Origin of the sequence: Nordella sp. HKS 07 (assembly GCF_011046735.1) — a bacterium.
Taxonomy (GTDB): domain Bacteria; phylum Pseudomonadota; class Alphaproteobacteria; order Rhizobiales; family Aestuariivirgaceae; genus Taklimakanibacter.
On sequence record NZ_CP049258.1, the window covers coordinates 5583023 to 5603340 of the forward strand.

General features: G+C 62.2%; 21 protein-coding genes and 1 pseudogene. 11 read left to right on the plus strand and 11 right to left on the minus strand.

The window, feature by feature from the left end:
- The first annotated feature begins 35 nt into the window (after positions 1–35).
- Positions 36–950: a helix-turn-helix domain-containing GNAT family N-acetyltransferase gene (locus G5V57_RS26275; protein WP_165170928.1), complete on the plus strand. Its 915-nt coding sequence runs from the start codon at positions 36–38 to the stop codon at positions 948–950.
- A gap of 21 nt (positions 951–971) precedes the next feature.
- Here the strand turns inward: G5V57_RS26275 and G5V57_RS26280 are convergent, their stop codons facing one another.
- Complete coding sequence (locus tag G5V57_RS26280) at positions 972–1175, minus strand: DUF2842 domain-containing protein (protein ID WP_165170930.1); 204 nt, start codon at positions 1173–1175, stop codon at positions 972–974.
- 93 nt (positions 1176–1268) lie between these two features.
- Between G5V57_RS26280 and G5V57_RS26285 the strand changes: the two genes are divergently transcribed.
- Both G5V57_RS26285 and G5V57_RS26290 read left to right on the plus strand, forming a co-directional pair.
- On the plus strand, positions 1269–2312 hold the full coding sequence (locus tag G5V57_RS26285) for a COX15/CtaA family protein (protein ID WP_165170932.1): 1044 nt from the start codon (positions 1269–1271) through the stop codon (positions 2310–2312).
- 221 nt (positions 2313–2533) lie between these two features.
- Positions 2534–3483, plus strand: a protein-coding gene (locus G5V57_RS26290; protein ID WP_165174269.1) for an IS630 family transposase whose coding sequence is annotated in 2 segments (ribosomal slippage) — positions 2534–2870 and positions 2870–3483 — 951 coding nt in all. Because the reading frame shifts where the segments join, the coding sequence is not laid out codon by codon here.
- Between the two features lie 158 nt (positions 3484–3641).
- Here G5V57_RS26290 and G5V57_RS26295 read toward each other — a convergent pair.
- Positions 3642–4918, minus strand: a pseudogene (locus G5V57_RS26295) (O-acetylhomoserine aminocarboxypropyltransferase).
- Between the two features lie 312 nt (positions 4919–5230).
- Between G5V57_RS26295 and G5V57_RS26300 the strand changes: the two are divergent.
- Complete coding sequence (locus tag G5V57_RS26300) at positions 5231–5506, plus strand: hypothetical protein (protein WP_165170934.1); 276 nt, start codon at positions 5231–5233, stop codon at positions 5504–5506.
- A 36-nt stretch (positions 5507–5542) separates the two neighbouring features.
- Positions 5543–5818: a hypothetical protein gene (locus G5V57_RS26305; protein ID WP_165170936.1), complete on the plus strand. Its 276-nt coding sequence runs from the start codon at positions 5543–5545 to the stop codon at positions 5816–5818.
- 73 nt (positions 5819–5891) lie between these two features.
- On the opposite strand, the gene G5V57_RS26310 is transcribed toward G5V57_RS26305, so the two are convergent.
- From G5V57_RS26310 to G5V57_RS26320, 3 genes are read right to left on the minus strand one after another with little or no spacing between them, the layout of a single operon-like run.
- Positions 5892–7001: an ABC transporter substrate-binding protein gene (locus tag G5V57_RS26310; RefSeq protein ID WP_165170938.1), complete on the minus strand. Its 1110-nt coding sequence runs from the start codon at positions 6999–7001 to the stop codon at positions 5892–5894.
- On the minus strand, positions 6998–8392 hold the full coding sequence (locus G5V57_RS26315; protein ID WP_165170940.1) for a sensor histidine kinase: 1395 nt from the start codon (positions 8390–8392) through the stop codon (positions 6998–7000). Before G5V57_RS26315 ends, G5V57_RS26310 begins: the two co-directional genes overlap by 4 nt.
- Positions 8379–9053, minus strand: a complete 675-nt coding sequence (locus tag G5V57_RS26320) for a response regulator transcription factor (RefSeq protein WP_165170942.1) — start codon at positions 9051–9053, stop codon at positions 8379–8381. Before G5V57_RS26320 ends, G5V57_RS26315 begins: the two co-directional genes overlap by 14 nt.
- A gap of 268 nt (positions 9054–9321) precedes the next feature.
- On the opposite strand from G5V57_RS26320, the gene G5V57_RS26325 reads away from it, so the two are divergent.
- The 3 genes from G5V57_RS26325 to G5V57_RS26335 are packed head-to-tail and all read left to right on the plus strand — an operon-like array spanning position 9322 to position 12285.
- Complete coding sequence (locus G5V57_RS26325; RefSeq protein ID WP_165170944.1) at positions 9322–10296, plus strand: tripartite tricarboxylate transporter substrate binding protein; 975 nt, start codon at positions 9322–9324, stop codon at positions 10294–10296.
- A gap of 7 nt (positions 10297–10303) precedes the next feature.
- Positions 10304–10762 (plus strand): tripartite tricarboxylate transporter TctB family protein, encoded by a 459-nt coding sequence (locus G5V57_RS26330; protein WP_165170946.1) that lies wholly within the window; start codon positions 10304–10306, stop codon positions 10760–10762.
- Positions 10763–10773: 11 nt separating this feature from the next.
- Entirely contained in the window at positions 10774–12285 is a 1512-nt protein-coding gene (locus G5V57_RS26335; RefSeq protein WP_165170948.1) for a tripartite tricarboxylate transporter permease, read from the plus strand.
- Between the two features lie 7 nt (positions 12286–12292).
- Here G5V57_RS26335 and G5V57_RS26340 read toward each other — a convergent pair whose 3' ends face one another.
- From G5V57_RS26340 to G5V57_RS26350, 3 genes are read right to left on the minus strand one after another with little or no spacing between them, the layout of a single operon-like run.
- Complete coding sequence (locus tag G5V57_RS26340; protein ID WP_165170950.1) at positions 12293–12829, minus strand: CoA-binding protein; 537 nt, start codon at positions 12827–12829, stop codon at positions 12293–12295.
- A gap of 6 nt (positions 12830–12835) precedes the next feature.
- Entirely contained in the window at positions 12836–13627 is a 792-nt protein-coding gene (locus G5V57_RS26345; RefSeq protein WP_165170952.1) for an enoyl-CoA hydratase, read from the minus strand.
- Positions 13624–14346, minus strand: a complete 723-nt coding sequence (locus G5V57_RS26350) for a hypothetical protein (protein WP_165170954.1) — start codon at positions 14344–14346, stop codon at positions 13624–13626. The genes G5V57_RS26345 and G5V57_RS26350 overlap by 4 nt, the downstream gene beginning before the upstream one ends.
- 210 nt (positions 14347–14556) lie before the next feature.
- On the opposite strand from G5V57_RS26350, the gene rplM reads away from it, so the two are divergent.
- The 3 genes from rplM to G5V57_RS26365 all read left to right on the plus strand — a co-directional run bounded on the left by rplM (position 14557) and on the right by G5V57_RS26365 (position 17259).
- Positions 14557–15021: a 50S ribosomal protein L13 gene (rplM, locus tag G5V57_RS26355; protein ID WP_210256113.1), complete on the plus strand. Its 465-nt coding sequence runs from the start codon at positions 14557–14559 to the stop codon at positions 15019–15021.
- Positions 15022–15025: 4 nt separating this feature from the next.
- Entirely contained in the window at positions 15026–15514 is a 489-nt protein-coding gene (gene rpsI, locus G5V57_RS26360; RefSeq protein WP_165170956.1) for a 30S ribosomal protein S9, read from the plus strand.
- Between the two features lie 500 nt (positions 15515–16014).
- Positions 16015–17259 (plus strand): hypothetical protein, encoded by a 1245-nt coding sequence (locus tag G5V57_RS26365; RefSeq protein ID WP_165170958.1) that lies wholly within the window; start codon positions 16015–16017, stop codon positions 17257–17259.
- An 8-nt stretch (positions 17260–17267) separates the two neighbouring features.
- Here G5V57_RS26365 and G5V57_RS26370 read toward each other — a convergent pair whose 3' ends face one another.
- The 3 genes from G5V57_RS26370 to G5V57_RS26380 all read right to left on the minus strand — a co-directional run bounded on the left by G5V57_RS26370 (position 17268) and on the right by G5V57_RS26380 (position 20304).
- Positions 17268–18779, minus strand: coding sequence for a tripartite tricarboxylate transporter permease (locus G5V57_RS26370; protein WP_165170960.1), 1512 nt, complete (start codon positions 18777–18779; stop codon positions 17268–17270).
- A gap of 13 nt (positions 18780–18792) precedes the next feature.
- Entirely contained in the window at positions 18793–19254 is a 462-nt protein-coding gene (locus tag G5V57_RS26375; RefSeq protein WP_165170962.1) for a tripartite tricarboxylate transporter TctB family protein, read from the minus strand.
- 75 nt (positions 19255–19329) lie between these two features.
- Positions 19330–20304, minus strand: coding sequence for a tripartite tricarboxylate transporter substrate-binding protein (locus G5V57_RS26380; RefSeq protein WP_165170964.1), 975 nt, complete (start codon positions 20302–20304; stop codon positions 19330–19332).
- Between the last annotated feature and the right edge of the window lie 14 nt (positions 20305–20318).

The following is a 20318-nucleotide window of genomic DNA, read 5'->3' on the forward strand; positions in this document are numbered from 1 at the left end:
TGACATTGTCAACTATCTGCCTCACGCTCGGCGACATGACTGACGCAGTCGCGGCGGTGCGGCGCTTCAACCGCAACTACACGAAATGGACGGGGCTTCTCGATGAGCATCTGCATGCCAGCGGCTTCGGCCTAACTGAGGCGCGTGTCCTCTACGAACTCGCCCATCGCAAGGTCGCCACGGCCAGCGAGTTGGTCACCGTCCTGGGTCTGGATCCGGGCTATTTAAGCCGTATTCTCAAGGCCTTCGCGAAATCCGGTTACATTGCGCGTGAACGCTTCGCGGAGGACGGCCGCCAGTTCAGCATCGCCTTGACGGCGGCGGGAGAGGCTGCCTTCCGTCCGCTCGAGGCGGGAAGCATCGACGCGGTTACACGTCTGCTGGAGGCACTGACGCCGGCCGGCCGAGACCGCTTAATCGACGCTATGTCGGTTGTCGAGGAGATGCTGGGCAAGAATAAGAAGGACAGCTTCCCGGCCGTCCTACGCCCGCCGCTTTGTGGGGATTTCGGCTGGATCGTTCATCGCCACGGCGCTCTCTACCACCAGGAATATGGCTGGAACGCGGAGTTCGAGGCGCTGGTCGCCGAAATCGTGGCGAAGTTCATCAGGGAGTTCAAAGAGGGCCGCGAGTTCTGCAGGGTCGCGGACAAGGGCGGCCGGGTCGTCGGATCGGTCTTCCTCGTCCAAGTGGATGCCGAGACTGCTAAGCTGCGCTTACTTTATGTGGAGCCCGATGCGCGCGGTGAGGGCCTTGGGCGGCGGCTCGTCGAGGAAGCCGTGAACTTTGCGCGCCAGGCGGGCTATCGTCGCCTGACCCTGTGGACGAATGATGGGCTCATCGCCGCGCGTCACATTTACGAAAAGGCGGGTTTCCGATTGGTCGGCGAGGAGCCGCATGAAAGCTTCGGCCACAAGCTGACCGGGCAATATTGGGAACTTGCGCTGTAGGGCGCCTCACCGGTTTCCGCTCTATATCGGCCGCGACATCCAGCGGATGAGGAACATGACGACGGGCAACCAGGCGATGCCGGCAATGACGAAGAATCCGATTTCGAGCGGCAGCGGCAGACCCACCGCCACCATGCCACCGACCGCCATCGCGATGAGGCAATAGACGATGAGAAAGGCCACGATCGCGACCATGCCGATGAATTTGCGCTGCCTGAGGGTCATGGGGCATGACCTATTCGGCCTTGCCCGCCGGCGCAAGGTCCTGCGGCGTTTGGAGACTTGAGGATAGAGAGCGGCGGCGCTATCCCGCTTCCCATGACTGTCCTGACTGAGCGCCAGCTCAAGGCGCGCCCCTACATTCGCGCCTGGCTGTGGATCGCCGCAGCGCTCGTTCTCGCCATGGTGATTGTCGGCGGCGCCACACGGCTTACGGATTCTGGCCTGTCGATCACCGAATGGCAGCCGCTTCTGGGCGCGATTCCGCCGCTCGGCGAGGTCGACTGGCTGGCCGCATTCGAGAAATACAAGCTGATCCCGGAATACACCCTCGTCAATAAGGGCATGTCGCTCGCCGAGTTCAAGTTCATCTACTGGTGGGAGTGGGCGCATCGCTTTCTCGGCCGCTTCATCGGCCTCGTGATGATACTGCCGTTTCTCTTCTTCTGGCTCTCGCGCCGCATTGAGCCGCGCCTGACGCCGCGACTCGTGGTGCTGATCTCGCTCGGTGGCCTGCAGGGGGCGCTCGGCTGGTACATGGTGAAGTCCGGTCTGGTCGAGCGCGTCGATGTCAGCCAGCATCGCCTCGCCGCCCATCTGACTCTCGCCACGGTGATTCTTGGCGCCATCGTCTGGACCGCCCTCGGCGTTGGCCATGCGCGCCGCGAGCCGCCGCGAGACAAATGGGGCTGGGCGGCATTCGGTCTGGTGGGCCTGGTGCTGCTGCAGGTCGCCGCCGGCGGCTTCGTCGCCGGCCTCGATGCCGGCATGGGCTACAACACCTGGCCGCTCATGGACGGCCAGTGGATCCCCGCGGGCCTCCTGATCATGGAACCTTGGTGGCGCAATTTATTCGAGAACGCCATGACGGTGCAATTCGATCACCGGCTCATCGCCTACGCGGTGGCGATCTATGCGGCGCTCTATGCCTGGCGGGTCCGCAGCCGGCCAGCCTGTGCCGTTCTGGTTGCGGTGCTGCTGCAAATCGGCCTCGGTATCTGGGCGCTGCTGAAACAGGTTCCTCTCGATCTCGGGCTGGCGCATCAAGGGGGCGCCATGATCGTCTTCGCGGCCACCATCTGGGCCATGCACGAAGCTCTGTCCCGCCAGCCGGCGACTCGCTTTCAGCCGGTAACGGTCTGATCCGCCCGCGCCTATCTAGATCACGATCACTTCAGACCGGTTCGGTCTGAAGTGACGAACTTGATCGAAGTCATAAGTTTAGCGCGTGATCGGACGGAAAACCGGTACCCACTTTTCCTGATCACGCTAGAGCGTTTTCGTGATTGATGGAATCTGGGGGATTCTCAGGGGGAGGGTTTTCTGATTCCTTGTTCTTGTGGTTGATTCGGCACGAGGACCCCATGGGCAAGCCCTATTCCCAGGATTTACGTGATCGCGTGTTGGCGGCGGTTGACGGCGGGCTGAAGCCCGGCGCGGTGGCTGAGCTGTTTCATGTCGATGTGTCCTACGTCTATAAGATTCTGATCCGGCGTCGGACCAGCGGAATGACGACAGCGCTGCCGTGGGCTGGTGGTCCCCAGCCCAAGCTCAAGGGCCATCATGAAGTTCTACGCCAGCATGTGAGTGAGAACTGTGATGCCACGCTAGCGGAGATCCGGACCTTCTTACTGGCTGAGCATGGTATCGAGGTCAGTGTTGGTTGCCTTTGGAATGCTCTCAAGCAGTTGAAGCTGCCGCTCAAAAAAAGACACAACGCGCCACCGAGCAGGAGCGCGAAGACATCGCCGAAGCGCGCCGAGCCTGGCACGAGGCTCAGAGCGATCTAAACGCGGCGCGCCTTGTCTTCATCGATGAGACCGGCGCTCAAACTAACATGGCACGCCGCTATGGCCGCGCTCCCCGCGGACAGCGCCTGCTGTGCAAAGTCCCGTGGGGACATTGGAAAACGATAACCTTCGTCGCCGCTCTCAGATGCGACGGTATCACCGCACCTGCCGTCTTCGATGGTCCGATGGATGGCGAGTGCTTCCGCGCCTATGTCGAACAGATCCTTGCGCCCACACTCTCAACCGGCGACATCGTCATCATGGACAATCTCGCCAGCCACAAGGTTCCCGGCATCAAGGATGCGATCGAAGCCGCCGGTGCTGCTCTGCGTTACCTGCCCCCTTACTCACCCGATCTCAACCCCATCGAGCAGGCAATCGCCAAGTTCAAATCACACCTGCGAAAGGAAGCTGCCCGTACTCTCGAAACCCTCATCCAGGCTATCGCCCGCACTCTCAACACCTTCACACCGAAAGAGTGCGAAAACTATATCCGCGCCGCTGGCTATCGCCATCAACTATGAAAATGCTCTAGAGCGCTTCCCGCGAAAGTTGCTCGAATTTCGCGACAAGGAAGCGCTCCAGACATATATAATCGAGCCTTTTTTATCCCGTTTTGATCGAATCAACTGATTCGATCAAAACGGGAGAGGCTCTAAGACGCGGGCGAGATCGGTATCGATCAGGCGATGGCCTGATCGAGATCAGCGATAATGTCCTCGACATCCTCGATACCGATGGACAGTCGCACCACATCCGGGGTTGCGCCCGCCTGTTTGAGCTGATCGGGCGACAGCTGGCTGTGCGTCGTCGAGGCCGGATGGATAATGAGCGAGCGCGTGTCGCCGAGATTGGCGAGGTGCGACAGCAGCTTGGTGCTCGACACCGCCTTCACGCCCGCGTCGTAGCCGCCCTTCAGGCCGAATGTGAAGATCGAGCCCGCCCCCTTGGGGCAGTATTTTTGGCGAGCTCATAATGCTTATGGCCCTCGAGGCCCGCATAATTGACCCACGACACTTTTGGATGGGTGCTGAGCCATTTGGCAACGGTGAGAGCATTATCGCAATGTTTCCGCATGCGCAGCGACAACGTCTCCATGCCGGTAAGGATGAGGAAGGAATTGAGCGGCGCGATGGCGGGACCGAGATCGCGCAGACCCAGCACCCGGCACGCGACCGCGAAGGCAATATTGCCGAACGTCTCGTGCAGTCTGATGCCGTGATAGGAGTCGTTGGGCTCGGTGAGCAGCGGATAGCGTCCGCTCTTCGACCAGTCGAAATTGCCGCCGTCGACGATCACGCCGCCCATCGAATTACCGTGACCACCCATGAACTTTGTCAGCGAGTGCACGATGATATTGGCACCATGGTCGAAGGGCTTGCACAGATAGGGCGTCGCCAGGGTGTTGTCGACGATCAGCGGCACGCCCGCCTTCTGCGCGATCTTGGCGATCGCGGCGATGTCGGTGATCAGGCCGCCGGGATTGGCGATCGATTCGATGAAGATTGCCTTGGTCTTGGGCGACAGGGCCTTCTCGATCGATGCCATGTTATCCGCATCGGCCCATACGACATGCCAGCCGAAGGACTTGAAGGAATGATTGAACTGGTTGATCGATCCGCCATAGAGCTGGCGGACGGCGACGAACTCGTCACCCGGTTGCATCATGGCGTGGAAGATCAGCATTTGCGCCGCGTGGCCGGAGGCGACGGCCAGGGCCGCGGTGCCACCCTCGAGCGCCGCGACCTTCGATTCAAGCACAGCCTGCGTCGGATTCATGATCCGCGTATAGATGTTGCCGAAGGTCCTGAGCGCGAAGAGATCGGCGGCGTGTTTCACGTCTTCAAAAACATAGGCCGTCGTCTGATAGATGGGTGTTGCGCGTGCCCCCGTGGCCGGATCGGGTTGCGCTCCTGCGTGAATGGCAAGAGTGTCGAAGCCCGGTATCTTGTCTGTCATCATGGTCTCCTCTGAAGCTCCCCAGGGCCGGCAAAATAGCCGAGTGACGCCGGGGCCACAATGTTTAAGGATTACCTCGATTTAACTAGTGAGCCCGAGCTATCGGGATTAGCGTTTCATCATCCGATCAACACATCGGCTGAGGTAAACACCCCAATAGGAAGTCGCAGGCGGCGCCCAAAACCGCCTGTCTGGAATGGCCATCAGAACGCCATATGACTGCTTGCGCGCGACGGGTGGGCCCGCTTTCCACCGCCTCGGCTCCTGCCGCGACCGACCACAAACCCAAATCGCCAACATTGGAGATCCACTATGAGAGGTCATATTCTCGTTGCGGCGGCGCTCGCGCTTGCGGCAACCGTCACATCGGCGAACGCTCTGAGCATTGTCAACACTGACAAGACGAATCATGCCGTCATGGCGACGCCCGACGGCGGCAAGGCGCATAAGATCGTCGTCAAAGCGCAGCATACGAGCACCTATAACTGCAGCAAGGGCTGCGAATTGCAGCTCGGCGACCACAAGGCGCATTTCAACGGCAAGGCGCACAAGGTCCTGATCAAGGACGGCAAGTTCGTATCTGCCTGACCTCGACTGCACTGACATATTGAAGGAGTATTGGAAATGAATATGCGTATCCTAGCTTTGGCCGGCCTCGCTCTGGCCGCCTCGATCACCACGGCCAGCGCGCTCACTGTAACCAACGCCGACAAGACGAGCCATACTTTTATGCTCACCCCGATGGGCGGCAAGCCGGAGAAGGTGGTTCTCAAGGCCAACGCCACGGGCAATTATGATTGCGCCAAAGGCTGCGAGGTGCGGATGGGCGCGCTCAAATCTTCCTATGATGCGAGCGTGAAGAAAGTAGAGATCAAGGACGGCAAGTTTATCAAGATGTAAGATGTCAGATGTTAGGGACGGCGAGGCCTTCCCCCGGCCGCATATCCTCCCATCCGGCCGGGGCGAAGGCGATTCACTCTTGCGCTCCGCCGGATCCGGGCGCGGAGCCGAACAGCACGTCCGTCCAGTCGGCGATGAAGCGCTGTCGCTGCTGCTGATCCTGGGCGGCAAGCAGATAGGGGCCGATGCGGATGGGACGCGCCACCCCTGATTCCTTCAATGTCTCGGGACCATCAACACCCTTGGGCGACGGTTCGTCCTCGGCGAAGAAGAAGGCTTTCTCGCGCGACACGCGTTGACCGCGTTCCGACAGAAGATAATCCAGAAATCGCGCGGCCGCGGCCATGTTGGGCGCCGCCCTCGAGATCAGCGCGCCGCGGCGCAGCACCAGCGTATAATCTTCCGGCACCACGATGCGGAGATCCGGGTTTCTGAGCATCGCCGCATAGGCATAGGACCCCAGTATATTGTAGCCGATATAGAGTTGCCCGCCAGCGATCTGGTCGAGGATCTCGCTGTTGCAGCAGCGCGTGACGACATCGGCCCGGCTCATGCTTTCGAGCAGGCGGCCATAGACGGTCGTGGTCTGACGCGCATCGCTGTAGGCGAGCAGATAGCCGATGCCGGATAGTCTGATGTCATAGGTGCCGATGCGCCCGCGATAGAAATCGATTCGGCGACGCAGGAGCTCCGCCAGGGCGGCGTGCGAGCGCGGAACATCCTCCGGGGGCACCATGCGCGAGTCGTAGACGAAAATGGAGGGCTCATAAGTGAAACCGAAGACTTCGTCGCGCCAGTTCGCCCAGCGCGACACCCGCGCCGTCTCGGCGGAGCTGTGCGGTGTCGCGCAGCCGTCATTGGCGAGCTTGATCAACTGGTCGACGGAGGAGGAGAGCAGGATGTCGCCCATGAAGCGGCCGGTCCGGCAAGCCTCGGCGGCGGCGCGGTAGAGGTCGTTGGTAACATACTCGAAGTAGTTGATGGTGATCTCGGGCGCCAGGAGTTGGAAATCGCGGATCAGGGGCTCCATCGCCGGAAGGTCCGTCGCGGCATGGATGTCGAGCGTCGCCGAGGACGTCGCACGGGCAGGGAAGACGACGGGCTTGTCAGTGAGGGATTGCGCCGTCGCGGCCAGCGGAATGCAGAGCAGCGTGAGCCATAGGAAGAATGCAACATCTCTCATGCTCGGTCTCCATCGCCGGAAAGCAGGGGCAGGGCCAGAACGACGGTGAATCCGCGCGCGCCCTTTTCTCGGAAGGTGAGTGTCCCGCCATGGGCCGCGGCGACCTCGGCGGCGATCGAGAAGCCCAGACCCGCCGCGCCGCCATTGTGCCGCGTCGTGGCGAAACGCTGTGTCACGCCTTCCCAGGCCTCGGGAGGGATGCCGGGACCGTCGTCCTCCACTTCGACAGAGGCTGTTCCGTCCTTGCTCGACACCCTGACCTCCAGACGCGAAAGGGTACCGTGACGTAGGGCATTGTCGATGACATTGGCGATGGCCTCGCGCAGACTGACGGCGTCGCCCAGCACCTTTGGATCGCTTTCGTCGGCTTCGAAGGAGATGATGATGTCGGGCGAATGCGTGATGGGAACGGCGGCGCGGAAAGCGCGCCTCGCAATGTCCGCGAGGTTGACCGGGGCCAGTCTTACGGCATCGGCGCGATGGATCACCATCGCATGGCTCAGGAGCTGGTTGGTGAGCCGGGCAAGCTCCTGGGCGCGCTGCTGCACACGCTCGAGATGCTGGCGTGCATCGGCGCTCAGCCGATCCTGCCCAAGCAGATCGACTTGCGCCGTCAATGCCGTCAAAGGCGTTCTGATCTGGTGAGCGGCATCGGCGATGAAGCGCTCGAGCAGCGACACGCGTCTTTCGAGGCGTCCCATGAAGTGGTTGATTGAACCGACAAAGGGGCGCATTTCGCGCGGCATGTCCACCTCGATCGGCTTGAGGTCATGCGAGTCGCGATTGTTGAGCGCATTGCCGAGGCGCCAGACCGGCTGCAGCGAATAACGGATCGCCAACGCCGCACCGGCCAGCGCCATGAGGCTCATGACGAGGACGAGAAAGACCGCGCGCGTGGTGAGCTCGGCGGCGAGGGCTTCTCGCGCCTCGGTGGTCTGGGCCACGATCACATGCGCCCAGCCTGAAAGTGCTGGATCCGAGAAAGCGCGAGCGATGACGACGATGCGCACCGGATCGCCCGCATAGCTGCCATTGCGCAGGACCGGTTCGGTGCGGACCGCGGACAGATCGCTGTCTTCCGCCAGATCCGCATAGCCGGTAAGAGTTGCTCCCTCGGTGTCGACAATCCGATAGAACAGACGATCGCGCTCGGCGAGGCCGAGCAGCTCGAAGGCCGAGGCGGGAAGGTCGACGATCATCTGGCCCGCATCGACGGTGAGGCTGTCGGCCAACTGCAAGGCGGCGCCGGTCAGCACGCGATCATAGGCATCGTCGGCCGCGGCGCGCGCGTAATACCAGGCGGCGCTGACCAGCGCCGTGGCGCCGATGCACAGCACGACGGCGACACGTACCGCCAGCCGCGTGAAGAGCGATGAATCACTCCGTGTCATCGGAGACCAGCTGGTAGCCGACGCCGCGCAGCGTGACGATCCGCGCCTTGGCGCAATCCAGCTTCTTGCGCAGCCGCCCGATATAGAGCTCGACGGCGTTGGGATTGACATCCTCGTCGAAGCCGAAAAGGCTCTCCAGGAGTTCGTCCTTGCTGAAGACCCGGCCAGGCCGGCTGGCGAGGATTTCGAGCAGCGAGATTTCGCGCCGTTTCAGCTGGATCTCGCGCCGCCCGATACGTGCCGAACGGCTGGCACGGTCCAGTATGATATCGCCGCACTGGATGATGTTGGTAGTCTCGCCGGCATGGCGCCGCATCAGGACGCGTGCCCGGGCCTCGAGCTCGCGGAAATCGAAGGGTTTCACGAGATAATCGTCCGCACCCAGATCAAGCGCCTCGACGCGGTCTTCGATCTCGGAGCGCGCGGTGAGCACGAGCACCGGGGCAGGGCTCTTCGCCCGGCGCAGGCGACGAAGTATCTCGAAGCCGTCGAGTTCAGGCAGCATGACATCGAGGATGATCAGGTCATAGCCGGTGGAATTGAGGATATCCGCCGCGGCGGCGCCGCTGGTTTCCCAATCGACCGAATGGCCGATGGCCTTGAAGCGGCGGGCGATCGCTTCGCCGACATCCCGCGTATCCTCGACAAGAAGAATGCGCATCGACGAAACTTCGCATGTGGCATTTGAGGCTTCAAGCGGCATCTTTTCGCGACATGGCGCGGCCGTGACAGCGCGGTGACAGTTTCGCGTGCCACAGTGTACCTGTCCGCCGCCGAGAAGGAACAAGGGGCGGGCCAACAACAAGCCGATGACGCGACGCGCACCGACTGGTGCTGTTGCAAGCGCGCTAACTCGATTGGCGGCGCTGGTGACGCCGTCGCTCTGCAACGTCGGCGAGAGCTCTTCAATCTCGTTCTGGGAGGAAATAATGACGTTGAATCTGATGCGCGCCGCGGCTGCGGCGCTGCTGGTGCTTGCCGCGGCCGGCGGAGCCGTCGTCGCCGAGCCGGCCAAGCCTGAATGCCTGGCCGGCGCGAAGCCTGGCGGCGGCTTCGATCTTACATGCCGGCTGGCCGCCAATTCGCTGCTCGCCACGAAGATCATAGGTACGCCGATGCAGGTCACTTATATGGAGGGTGGCGTCGGCGCGGTCGCCTACAACCATGTGATCGGCAAGCGTGGATCGGACGGCAATCTGATCACCGCTGCGTCGACCGGCTCCGCCCTGCTGATCGCGCAGGGAAAATTCGGCCAGTATGACGAGAGCGCGGTGAAATGGCTGGGGGCGCTCGGCGCCGATTATGGCGTGCTGGTGGTCGCGGCCGATTCTCCCTACAAGACGCTCGGTGAGCTCGTGGCCGCCTATAAGGCCAATCCCGCCGACTTCGCCGTCGGTGGCGGTGGCGCCGTCGGTTCGCAGGACTGGATGAAGGCCTCTTTATTGGCCAAGGCCGCCGAGCAGGATCCTAAGGCGATGCGTTATGTGGCGCTCGAAGGCGGCGGTGCGGTGCTGACGTCGCTTGAAGGCGGTCATATCAAGGTCGGAGCGGGTGACGCGGCGGAGATGGGCCAGCATCACAATGCCGGCAAGGTGCGCATTCTCGCGGTAATGGCGCCCGGGAGGCTTCCGGGCGATCTCGCCGAGGTTCCGACGGCACGCGAGCAGGGCATCGACATCGACTGGATCGTGTGGCGCGGCTACTACGTGGGCAAGGATGTGTCCGCCGCCGATTATGACTGGTGGGTCGAGAGCTTGCAGAAGCTGTCGGCGACGCCCGAATTCGCGACGGAGCGCCAGGCGCGCGGTCTCTTCGAGTTCAATATGTTCGGGCAGGCGTTCGACGACAAGGTGAAGGCCGACGTCGCGCGCTTCAAGGTGCTCGCCAAGGAAGCCGGCCTCTGACGCGGTCATGGCCGATTCCACAAGCAATGGCAGGACGGCCGGCCGCATCGGCGCGGCCGCCCTTCTGATCCTGGCACTCGTCTTCGGCTTGGGCGGTGCCACGATCGATTATGCTTTCGCGTCCGACCCGCTGGGGCCACGGGTCTTTCCAGTCGTGCTGGCTTCCGCGCTGGCGGTGCTGGCACTCCTTTACTGGCGTTCGCCCGGGGTAGCGGAGACGTTTCCGCGCGGCAGCCATCTTTTGCGCACCCTCGCCGTGCCGAGCCTCGTGCTGCTGTCGGCGCTGCTGCTCGACCCGGCGGGGTTTCCGGTGTCGGTCTTCGTGCTCACCGCCGGAGTTGCCTGGATATTCGGTGCCCCGCCGCGTTTGGCCCTCCTGAGCGGCGCCGGACATGCGCTTCTGTGGTGGGTCGTCTTCGTCAGGCTGCTCTCGGTCTATCTGCCTGTCGGCTGGCTCTTCGCTTGAAGGGATAGGGTATGAACCTCGATTATCTGTGGGGCGGCTTCGCTGTCGCCCTCACGACGCAGAATCTTTTGATCGGCCTCGTCGGCTGCTTCCTCGGCACGATGATCGGCGCGCTGCCGGCGATCGGCCCGATCAACGGCATCGCGCTGCTGCTCCCGATCGCCTATACGATGGGCCTGCCGCCCGAGAGCACGATGATCCTTCTGGCGGCTGTCTATTGCGGAGCCGAATATGGCGGCCGCATCTCGTCGATCCTCCTCAATGTGCCGGGCGATGCCGGCGCGGTCATGACCGCGCTCGACGGCTATCCCATGGCCAAGCAAGGCCGCGCCGGCGAGGCCCTCGCCATCAGCGGCCTCTCGTCCTTTGTCGGCGGCGTGATCGGGACCATCGCACTGGCGCTCTTCGCGCCGATTCTGTCGAGCCTCGCCATCGGCTTCGGCCCGGCCGAATATTTCGTTCTAATGATCTTCGCTTTGGCGACGCTCGGCAGCATGGTCGGGAATCAGCCGGTCAAGACGCTGATGGGTTGTGTCCTCGGGCTGATGCTCGCCACGATCGGCCTCGATGCGACCTCCGGCGCCTATCGCTTCACCTTCGGCGAGCCGGAACTGGGTGAGGGCATAGAGTTCGTCGTGCTGGTGATCGGTCTCTTCTCGATCTCGGAGGCGCTCATCATCCTGGAAAACCAGTCCGCCGGGGTGAGCGCGATCCGCAAGCTCGGCCGCATGGTGGCGCGTCTCGACGATCTGCGCAGATGTGTCATGCCGACATTGCGCGGTTCTGCCATCGGCTTCGTGATCGGCGTATTGCCCGGCACCGGCGCCTCGGTGGCGAGCGCCATTTCCTACACGACCGAGAAGCGCGTCTCCGACCGGGAGGGCACGTTCGGCAAGGGCGACGTGCGCGGCCTCGCCGCGCCGGAGGCGGCCAACAACGCCACCGCCTGCGGCGCCTTCGTGCCTATGTTGACGCTCGGCGTGCCGGGATCCGGTACCACGGCGGTCATGCTGGGCGCCCTGATGCTCTATAACATCCAGCCGGGTCCGCTCCTTATGAGCGAGCATCCCGAAATGGTCGGCGGCCTCGTCGCCTCGCTGTTCATCGGCAATGTCTTCCTGCTGGCGCTCAATCTGCCGTTGGTCAATCTGTTCGCGCGGGTGCTAACCATACCGAACTGGCTGCTGGTTCCCGGCATCCTCGTGCTTTCGGTCGTCGGCGTCTATTCGACCAACGCTTCGGCTCTGTCGCTCTATCTGATGCTCGCCATTGGCATGGCGGGCTGGCTGCTGCGCAAGCTCGGCTTCGACATGGCGCCGATCATCTTAGGATTCGTGCTGGGCGACGTGATGGAGATCAATATGCGCAACGCCCTGGCGATCAGCGGCGGCGATGTCTCGATCTTCTTCAAAAGCTGGATCAGCCTGGTTCTGTGGGGCCTTGCGATCACCGTCGCGGTGCTGCCGTTCATGCTCGGCTGGCGGGCGAAACGAATCGGCAGGTCGGCGGACGCAAGGTCGTGATCGCGCTTCAGCGCTTGATGCCGAGGCCTAGCCCTAGGCTCTGCATCCTGCCGCTTTCATGGAGGCGCTGGCGGCGGGAAGAGATGAGACCAGAATTCCCGCCGATCCAGCTCCATTCGCCGGAAAGCTTGCCGTATTCCATTTTCGGGCAGCGGTTCATCACCACCTTGAGCCCGGCCGCCTCGGCGCGCGCCGCGGCCTCGTCATTGCGCACGCCAAGCTGCATCCAGATCACCTTGGGGCGCGGGTCGAGCGCCAGTGCCTCGTCGGTGATGACGCCGGCAGCCTGCGAATTGCGGAAGATGTCCACCATGTCGATCGGATGGGGGATGTCCTTGAGGGATCCGTAGACACGCCGCCCGACGATTTCCTTTCCGGCGAGGCCGGGATTGACCGGCGTCACCTCGTAGCCTTTGTCGAGCAGATACTTCAGCACGAAATAGGAGGGCCGCACGTCGTTATTGGAGGCGCCGACCAGGGCTACGGTTCTGACGTTGCGCAGGATGTCGCGGATATAGTCCGCCGGGTAATTGTCGTGATCCATGGCAGGCTAACGATCTTCCCATTGCGGCGGACGCTTGTCGACGAAGGCGCCGATGCCTTCCTTGGCGTCCTGGATCAGCAGGTTTTCGACCATCACGCGCGCGGCATAGTCATAGGCATCGGGAAGCGTCATGTCGAGCTGGCGATAGAAGGCCTCCTTGCCGATCCGGGTCACCGCCTTGGACTTGCCGGCGATCTTCGCGGCCAGCTCATTGACGCTCGCGCGCAGGAGCTGGGTGGGGACGATCCGGTTGATGAGCCCGATTCGCTGGGCCTCGGCGGCGCCGATCAGGTCGCCGGTGAGCAGCATCTCCATGGCATGCTTGGGCGTGACGTTGCGCGACAGGGCCACCATCGGCGTTGAGCAGAACAGGCCGATATTCACGCCCGGCGTGGCGAAGCGGGCCGGTTCGGCGGCGATGGCGAGGTCGCAGCTGGCGACGAGCTGGCAGCCGGCGGCGCTCGCCACTGCCTGGACCTCGGCGATGACGGGCAGGGGATGATGCACGATCGCCTGCATCAGCTCGGCGCATTGCGTCATGAGCCGGTTGAAATAGGCGGCACCGTGATCGCCGTCCCGCCGATGCGCGGTGATTTCCTTGAGATTATGGCCGGAGCAGAAAGCGGGTCCTTCCGCGGCGATGACGATCACCCGCGCGTCAGCATCCCGTCCGGCCTCGGCGAGTGCGTCGGCGAGCGCCGCCATCATCGCCTCGCTGAGGCTGTTGCGGGTTTGGGGGTCGTTGAGCGTCAGGCGCACTATGCCCGCCTGGCGTTCCTGCTGGAGGATCCCGGTCATTCGCCTTCTTCGGCGAGGAGCTTGAGCTTCTCGGCATAGGCCGGATCGTCGATCAGGGCCTGCACGACCTTCTTGTTGTTTTCGGAGGGGATCATCGCCTTGAGGCCCTTGATCATCCGGTCCTTCATGTCCTGGGCGAGCGAGCTGTCTTGCTCGATCTCGGTGATCTGTGCGGTCAGGTCGTCGGTGAGGTTTTCGGTGATGGCCGAATAGGCAAAGCTCACGCTGGTGACGGCGACATTCCATTCATCGACGGTGGCGAAGCCCGCCGCCTTGAGATCGGCCTCAAAGCGCTTGCCTTCATCCGTCTGGTCGACGAAATCCTGCAGGCTTTCGTAATTCTCGAGATTGGCGTCCTTGTACTTGTCGCGCACCAGGCCGAGCGCGTCGAGGGCGCGCCGGGCGATACTGTCGGTGAGCTCGATGACGGTGACATCGGGTATCTCGCCGTAGCTCAAATCGTCCGGCGAGGACTCTTCTGTGTCGGTCTCATCGCCCGAATCGGCTGGAGGGGGCTGGGTAAGGTCTTCCCCTGACTTCGCGGCAGGCGGTTGGACAGGGGGCTGCTCAGTTCCTGCCGCCGGCGCCGCCGGCTGCGGTTCCTGGCCGGGTTCCTCGCTTTGCGGAAGCTGGGTCTGGTCCTTGGCTGGCGTTTGAGCCACAGCGGGGCCGAGGGCCACGACCCCGGCAAACAACAGAACTACGGCAAAACGAACCATCAGGCACCCTCTAAGTCTCGAACCTTATAAAATACAATAAGTTAGGAAAAGGGGGTAGCACATCAGATGCTTAAACTGTGGCAGCAAAACAACATTTTCGGGTATTATGGTACCACATACGGAATCTGCCTGAAATAGCAGGTTTTTCTTGACCTCAGCGCGCGAGGTCTGTATCTCCGCGCCATTCGGACAAGCATTGGAACACTCATCATGAAGACCTATTCGGCGAAAGCCAAGGAAATCGAGAAAAAGTGGGTGCTGATCGATGCGAACGGGCTGATCGTCGGACGTCTCGCCACGATCATCGCCAATCGTTTGCGCGGCAAGCACAAGCCCACTTTCACACCCCACATGGATTGCGGCGACAATATCATCGTCATCAATGCCGAGAAGGTGGTCCTTACAGGCAATAAGCGCAAGGACAAGACCTATTACTGGCACACGGGTTTCCCCGGCGGCATCAAGGAACGCAAGGCCGAGAAGATCCTCGACGGCAAGTTCCCCGACCGCGTCCTCGAGGCGGCGGTCAAGCGCATGCTCCCCGGCGGCCCGTTGAAGCGCCAGCAGATGTCCAATCTGCGCATCTACAAGGGTGAGGCCCATCCGCATGAGGCCCAGAGCCCGCAGAAGCTCGATATCGCTTCGCTCAATCCCAAGAACACGCTGAGAGGCTAAGACGATGGCTGAACAGACAACTCTCTCCAATCTCGGTGAAGCGCTGGGCCAAGCCGCCATCCAGGCGCAGGCCGCTCAGGCGCCCGCCAAGCCCAAGCTCGACGCCAAGGGCCGCGCTTACGCCACCGGCCGCCGCAAGAACGCCATCGCCCGCGTGTGGGTGAAGCGTGGTGCCGGCAAGATCACGGTCAACGGCAAGGCGATCAATATCTACTTCGCCCGCCCGGTGCTGCAGATGCTTGTCCAGCAGCCGATGGTCACGGCGCTGCGTCGCGACCAGGTCGATGTCGACTGCACCGTCGTCGGCGGCGGTCTCTCCGGCCAGGCCGGCGCGGTCCGTCATGGCCTCGCCCGCGCTCTGACCAATTTCGAGCCGGAGCTGCGCTCGATCCTCAAGAAGAACGGCTTCCTGACCCGCGACCCGCGCGCCGTCGAGCGCAAGAAGTACGGCCGCGCCAAGGCTCGCCGCTCGTTCCAGTTCTCGAAGCGCTAAGCGCTCTCGAAACTCACCGATTGCAATCGAAAAGGGATGGTGGAAACACCATCCCTTTTTTCGTTGAGATTCATCAATCCCCGCGTGGGTCATTGCGACGTGCGGTCGTTGCTGTGAACTAGGCGCGGCCGATATATCCAGGGTTGTCGTCGTCGCCGAGCCAGATCACGCCGGGCATCAAGGCGTGCGCCAGTAGTGACCGCGTGTTGGATCAATGCAATGATATGCAGGCATCGTCGGAACATCCTGAAAAGTGCGTTCCAAGGGCGATGCGCAACAGGCGTCCACACTTCTAAACTCGTCAAGGTTACTCAGACATGGCTAGGCAAACAATGGATCGGAATCTTGCGCCGATCCTTTCAGCGGCTCGCACTTGGATTGAACAATGCTTGCTGAATGACGGGGGAATCTGGTCGGCGCAAGCCGTCTGGACTGCGCGTGACATCGAAGAACTTCATGGAGCTTTCATCGGGACGGCGAGCCCCGAGGACCTTGGTTTCATGAACAAGCTCAAGGATCAGATCACGAAGCATGGGACGAGAGTGCAGCATCTGGCAGCCGAGATGTTATGGGCGCTTTTGCTATTTCCTTCAGATGTCAAGGCAGGTGCCAAGCGTCAAAATATCGGCGACATATGGGCGTTATCAGGAGACGTGCTGGATGATACCCAGGTATATCTCGCGGACGGAGTACTTGCCGGGATCGGAGCGGCTGGCCCCGGCTTCAACAATTACAGGGCAGACGAATTCGTGTTTCTGATCGAGCTTACGCGCGATCTGAAGGGAAGGCCACTTGCGGCGCGGCGCGCGATATTCGGCGATTATGATGCGTTTACCGAGTGGATTGGCGCCGTTCCGCAAAAGGGATTTCGGCAATTCCGTCACATGATTCGCTATTTCGCTTTTCCGGAGACCGTCGAGAGAATTTCATCCAACAGTGTTCGGCGTCGGATTCTCGAAGCGTTCGATGCGGCGCCGGCGCACGACACGAGGAAGTGGACGGATCGCCATCTAGATGAGGCGCTCCTGAACCTGCGCAGGAGGCTGGAGCACGGCCATCCAGGCCAAGTTTTGGACTTCTACGAACCGCCTCTGAAGGAGCGCTGGCAGTCCAGCGGGAAAGTCAAAACGCCCCATGGAGAAGTCACCGTCGCTGTGCCCGACAATGAAGATGTGGGCGAGGGGAAAGGTGACGTGCGAGCGAAGGATGATGTGCCGGAAACAAGACGGTCGTTCCGCTATCAGGCTCTGCTTGCCGAGATCGGAGCGATGATGGGCTTCAGCATCGGGCTCCCGGCTAATGACAGAACTCGGGTCAAGGCTTTGATGGTAAGCCATCTGCAGGATGCGATCTCCGAGAATTTGCCGTTGAGCTATGACTCGGTCACGATGCAGACCGTCAGTCAGATCGACGTCATCTGGTTGAAACAGCGTTACATGGTGCGCGCATTCGAGGTCGAGCATACGACCGCCGTCTATTCCGGACTGCTCCGGATGGCGGACTTGCTGGCATTGCAACCGAATATGAACATCAAACTGCACATCGTTGCGTCCGAGGAGAGGCGGACGAAGGTATTCAACGAGATCCTCCGGCCCGTCTTCTCGCTTCTTGGCGGAGCGCCTCTCTCGGAACGCTGTACCTTTCTTTCATATGAAAGCGTGACAGCAATACGGTCGACCGATCACCTGGCGCATACGAATGACAGCGTCATCCAGGAATTCGAGGAACGGGCCGAGGCAGGCTGAGGGCATCCTCACGCACTCTCCTCGACGAAGACCTCGGCGCGCTTCTTCTTGACCGCGGGCAGGAAGACGATGATGAGCACCGCCAGCGCCAACGCCAGCAGGGCGGCGCTGATCGGACGCGTGATGAAGGTCGTGGGATCGCCCTTCGACAGGATCATCGCGCGGCGCAAATTCTCCTCGAGCAGCGGCCCCAGCACGAAACCGAGCAGGAGCGGCGCCGGCTCGCAGCGCAGTTTCACCAGCGCATAGCCGAGGATGCCGAAGAAGGCGACCGCATAGAGGTCGTAGACATTGGAGTTCACGCTGTAGATGCCGATCGAGCAGAAGGCCATGATGATAGGAAACAGGATGTAATAGGGCACCGTCAGCAGTTTCACCCACAGGCCGATCAGCGGCAGATTGAGGATGATGAGCAGGAGATTGCCGATCCACATCGAGGCGATGATGCCCCAGAACAGCGAGGGCTGCTCGCTCACCACATTGGGGCCTGGCACGATGCCCTGGATGATCATGGCGCCGATCATCAGAGCCATGACCGGATTGGCGGGGATGCCCAGGGTGAGCATCGGGATGAAGGAGGTCTGCGCGCCGGCATTGTTGGCGGATTCGGGCCCGGCGACTCCTTCGACGGCGCCCTTGCCGAATTCCTCCGGATGGTTGGAGACGCGCTTCTCGACAGTGTAGGAGGCGAAGGCGGCAAGAATGGCGCCGCCGCCCGGCAGGATGCCGAGCGCCGAGCCGATCGCCGTGCCGCGCAGGATGGGCGCCACCATGCGCCGGAAATCGTCGCGCGTCGGCATCAGCCCGTGCACCTTCCTGATCAGCACCGCGCGCTCATGCTCGTTTTCGAGATTGCGCAGGATCTCGGCGATGCCGAAGACGCCGACCGCGACCGCGACGAAATTGAGACCATCCGCATATTCGCTGATGCCCAAGGTGAAGCGCGGCGTGCCGGTATAGATGTCGGTGCCGACGAGACCGAGCAGGAGGCCGAGCGCCACCATGCCGAGCGCCTTGATGACCGAGCCATGGGCGAGTGCGATCGAGGAGACGAGGCCGACGACCATGAGCGAGAAATATTCGGCGGCGCCGAATTTGAGGGCGATCGCGGTCAAGGGTGGCGCAAAGAGGGCGATGAGGAAGGTCGACACCGTTCCGGCGAAGAAGGAGCCTATGGCGGCGATGGCGAGCGCCGCGCCGGCGCGGCCGTTGCGCGCCATCTGGTAGCCGTCGATGGCGGTGACGGCGGAGGAGGATTCACCCGGCATGTTGATGAGGATTGCGGTGGTGGAGCCGCCATATTGGGCGCCATAATAGACGCCCGCCAGCATGATGAGGGCCGCGACCGGATCGCCGATCTGAAACGTGATCGGCAGCAGCATGGCGATGGTGGCGGTGGCGCCGATACCGGGCAGCACGCCGATCAGGGTGCCGAGCAGGACACCGATCAGGCAGAAGAACAGGTTCCAGAATGTCGAGGCGGTGCTGAAGCCGAGGATCAGGTTATCGATGAGTTCCATCTTGCGCTCTCCTTCAGAAGCCGAGCCAGGGGCCGAAGGCACGGAAGGGCAGGTTCAAGCCCTTGCTGAAGACGAGATAGGAGAAGAGCGTGACGCTGGTCGAAAGGATCAGGGCGGCGAGCGGTTTCATTTTCACGCTGGCAAAGGAGGCGATGAAAGCCGCGATGAAGACGGCGGGCACGAAGCCGAGGCCCCCGACCGTAAGGCCAAAAAGAATCGGGGCGGGGAGGATCAGCAACATGCCGCGCCAGGCGAGGGGACCGATGGGCTCGCCCTGGACGCGCGTCGCCTGGATGAGCACGATGACGCCGAGCAGCACCAGGATGGCGGCGAGCAGCAGCGGGAAATAGCCGGGCCCCATGCGCAGTGCCGTGCCGATATCCATGATCCAGGACTGGTAGGCGAAGAAAAGGCCAAGGGCGATGAAGAGAGCGCCGCACAGGCCGTTGGCGGAATCGATGCGAATGGATTTCATGGCGTGTTTCCTCACGCTTGCAGGTCGATGGAAGAGAAAGGGGCGCCCTTCAGCACCCCTTTCAATCACTCACCCTTAGTCGGCGTATTGGCCGGCGGCTTCGATCACCGGCTTCCAGCGCGCGATCTCGCTTTCGAGCTTCGCCTTCAGCGCCGCGGGCGTCGCTTCGGCCTCGGTGGAGGGAGCGGTGCCGAGTTCGGCAAAGCGCGCCACGACATTGGGATCCTTGAGGGCCAACTGCAGCGACTTCGACAAGCGCTCGGTCACTTCGGCGGGCGTACCCTTGGGTGCATAGACGCCGTGCCAGATGCCGACCTGGAAGCCCGCGAGGCCCGCTTCCTCGGCGGTCGGCAGGTCGGGCAGCACGTCGAGGCGCTTGGGCGAGGTGACAGCATAGGCTTTGATTGTGCCGGCCTTGATCTGCTTGGTGGTGTTGGTGGTCTGGTCGCACATGATGTCGACCTGGCCGCCGAGGAGGTCCGTCATCGCGGGGCCTGTGCCCTTATAGGGGACCGTGACCAGCGGGGACTGGATGGCGCTCATGAACATCATGCCGCACAGATGCGAGGCGGCCCCGATGCCGGCATTGGCGAGCGTGACCTTGTCCTTATTGGCCTTGACATAGTCGAGCAGGCTCTTGATGTCGCCCGGCTCGAAATCCTTGCGCGCCACGATGGTCATCGGCACGTCGGTCACGAGACCCACATATTCAAAGGCCTGGAGCGTGTCGAAGGGGAGCTTGCGGTAGAGCGTGGCGCTGGTCGCCATGCCGATATGGTGCAACAGCAGCGTGTAGCCGTCGGCTTCCGCCTTGGCGACACGCGCGGCACCCAGCGTGCCGCCGGCGCCGCCCACATTCTCGACGACGATCTGCTGACCGAGATCCTTCGACATCGCCTCGGCGACGAGACGGGTCACTGTATCGGTCGGCCCGCCGGCGGCAAAAGGAACCACCATTGTGATGGTGCGGTCGGGATAGGTCTGCGCTCCGGCCCCGCTCGTCAGAGCGAGCATGGTCGCGGCGGCAAAGGCGGCAAGAAGCTTTCTCATGAAGTCCTCCCATC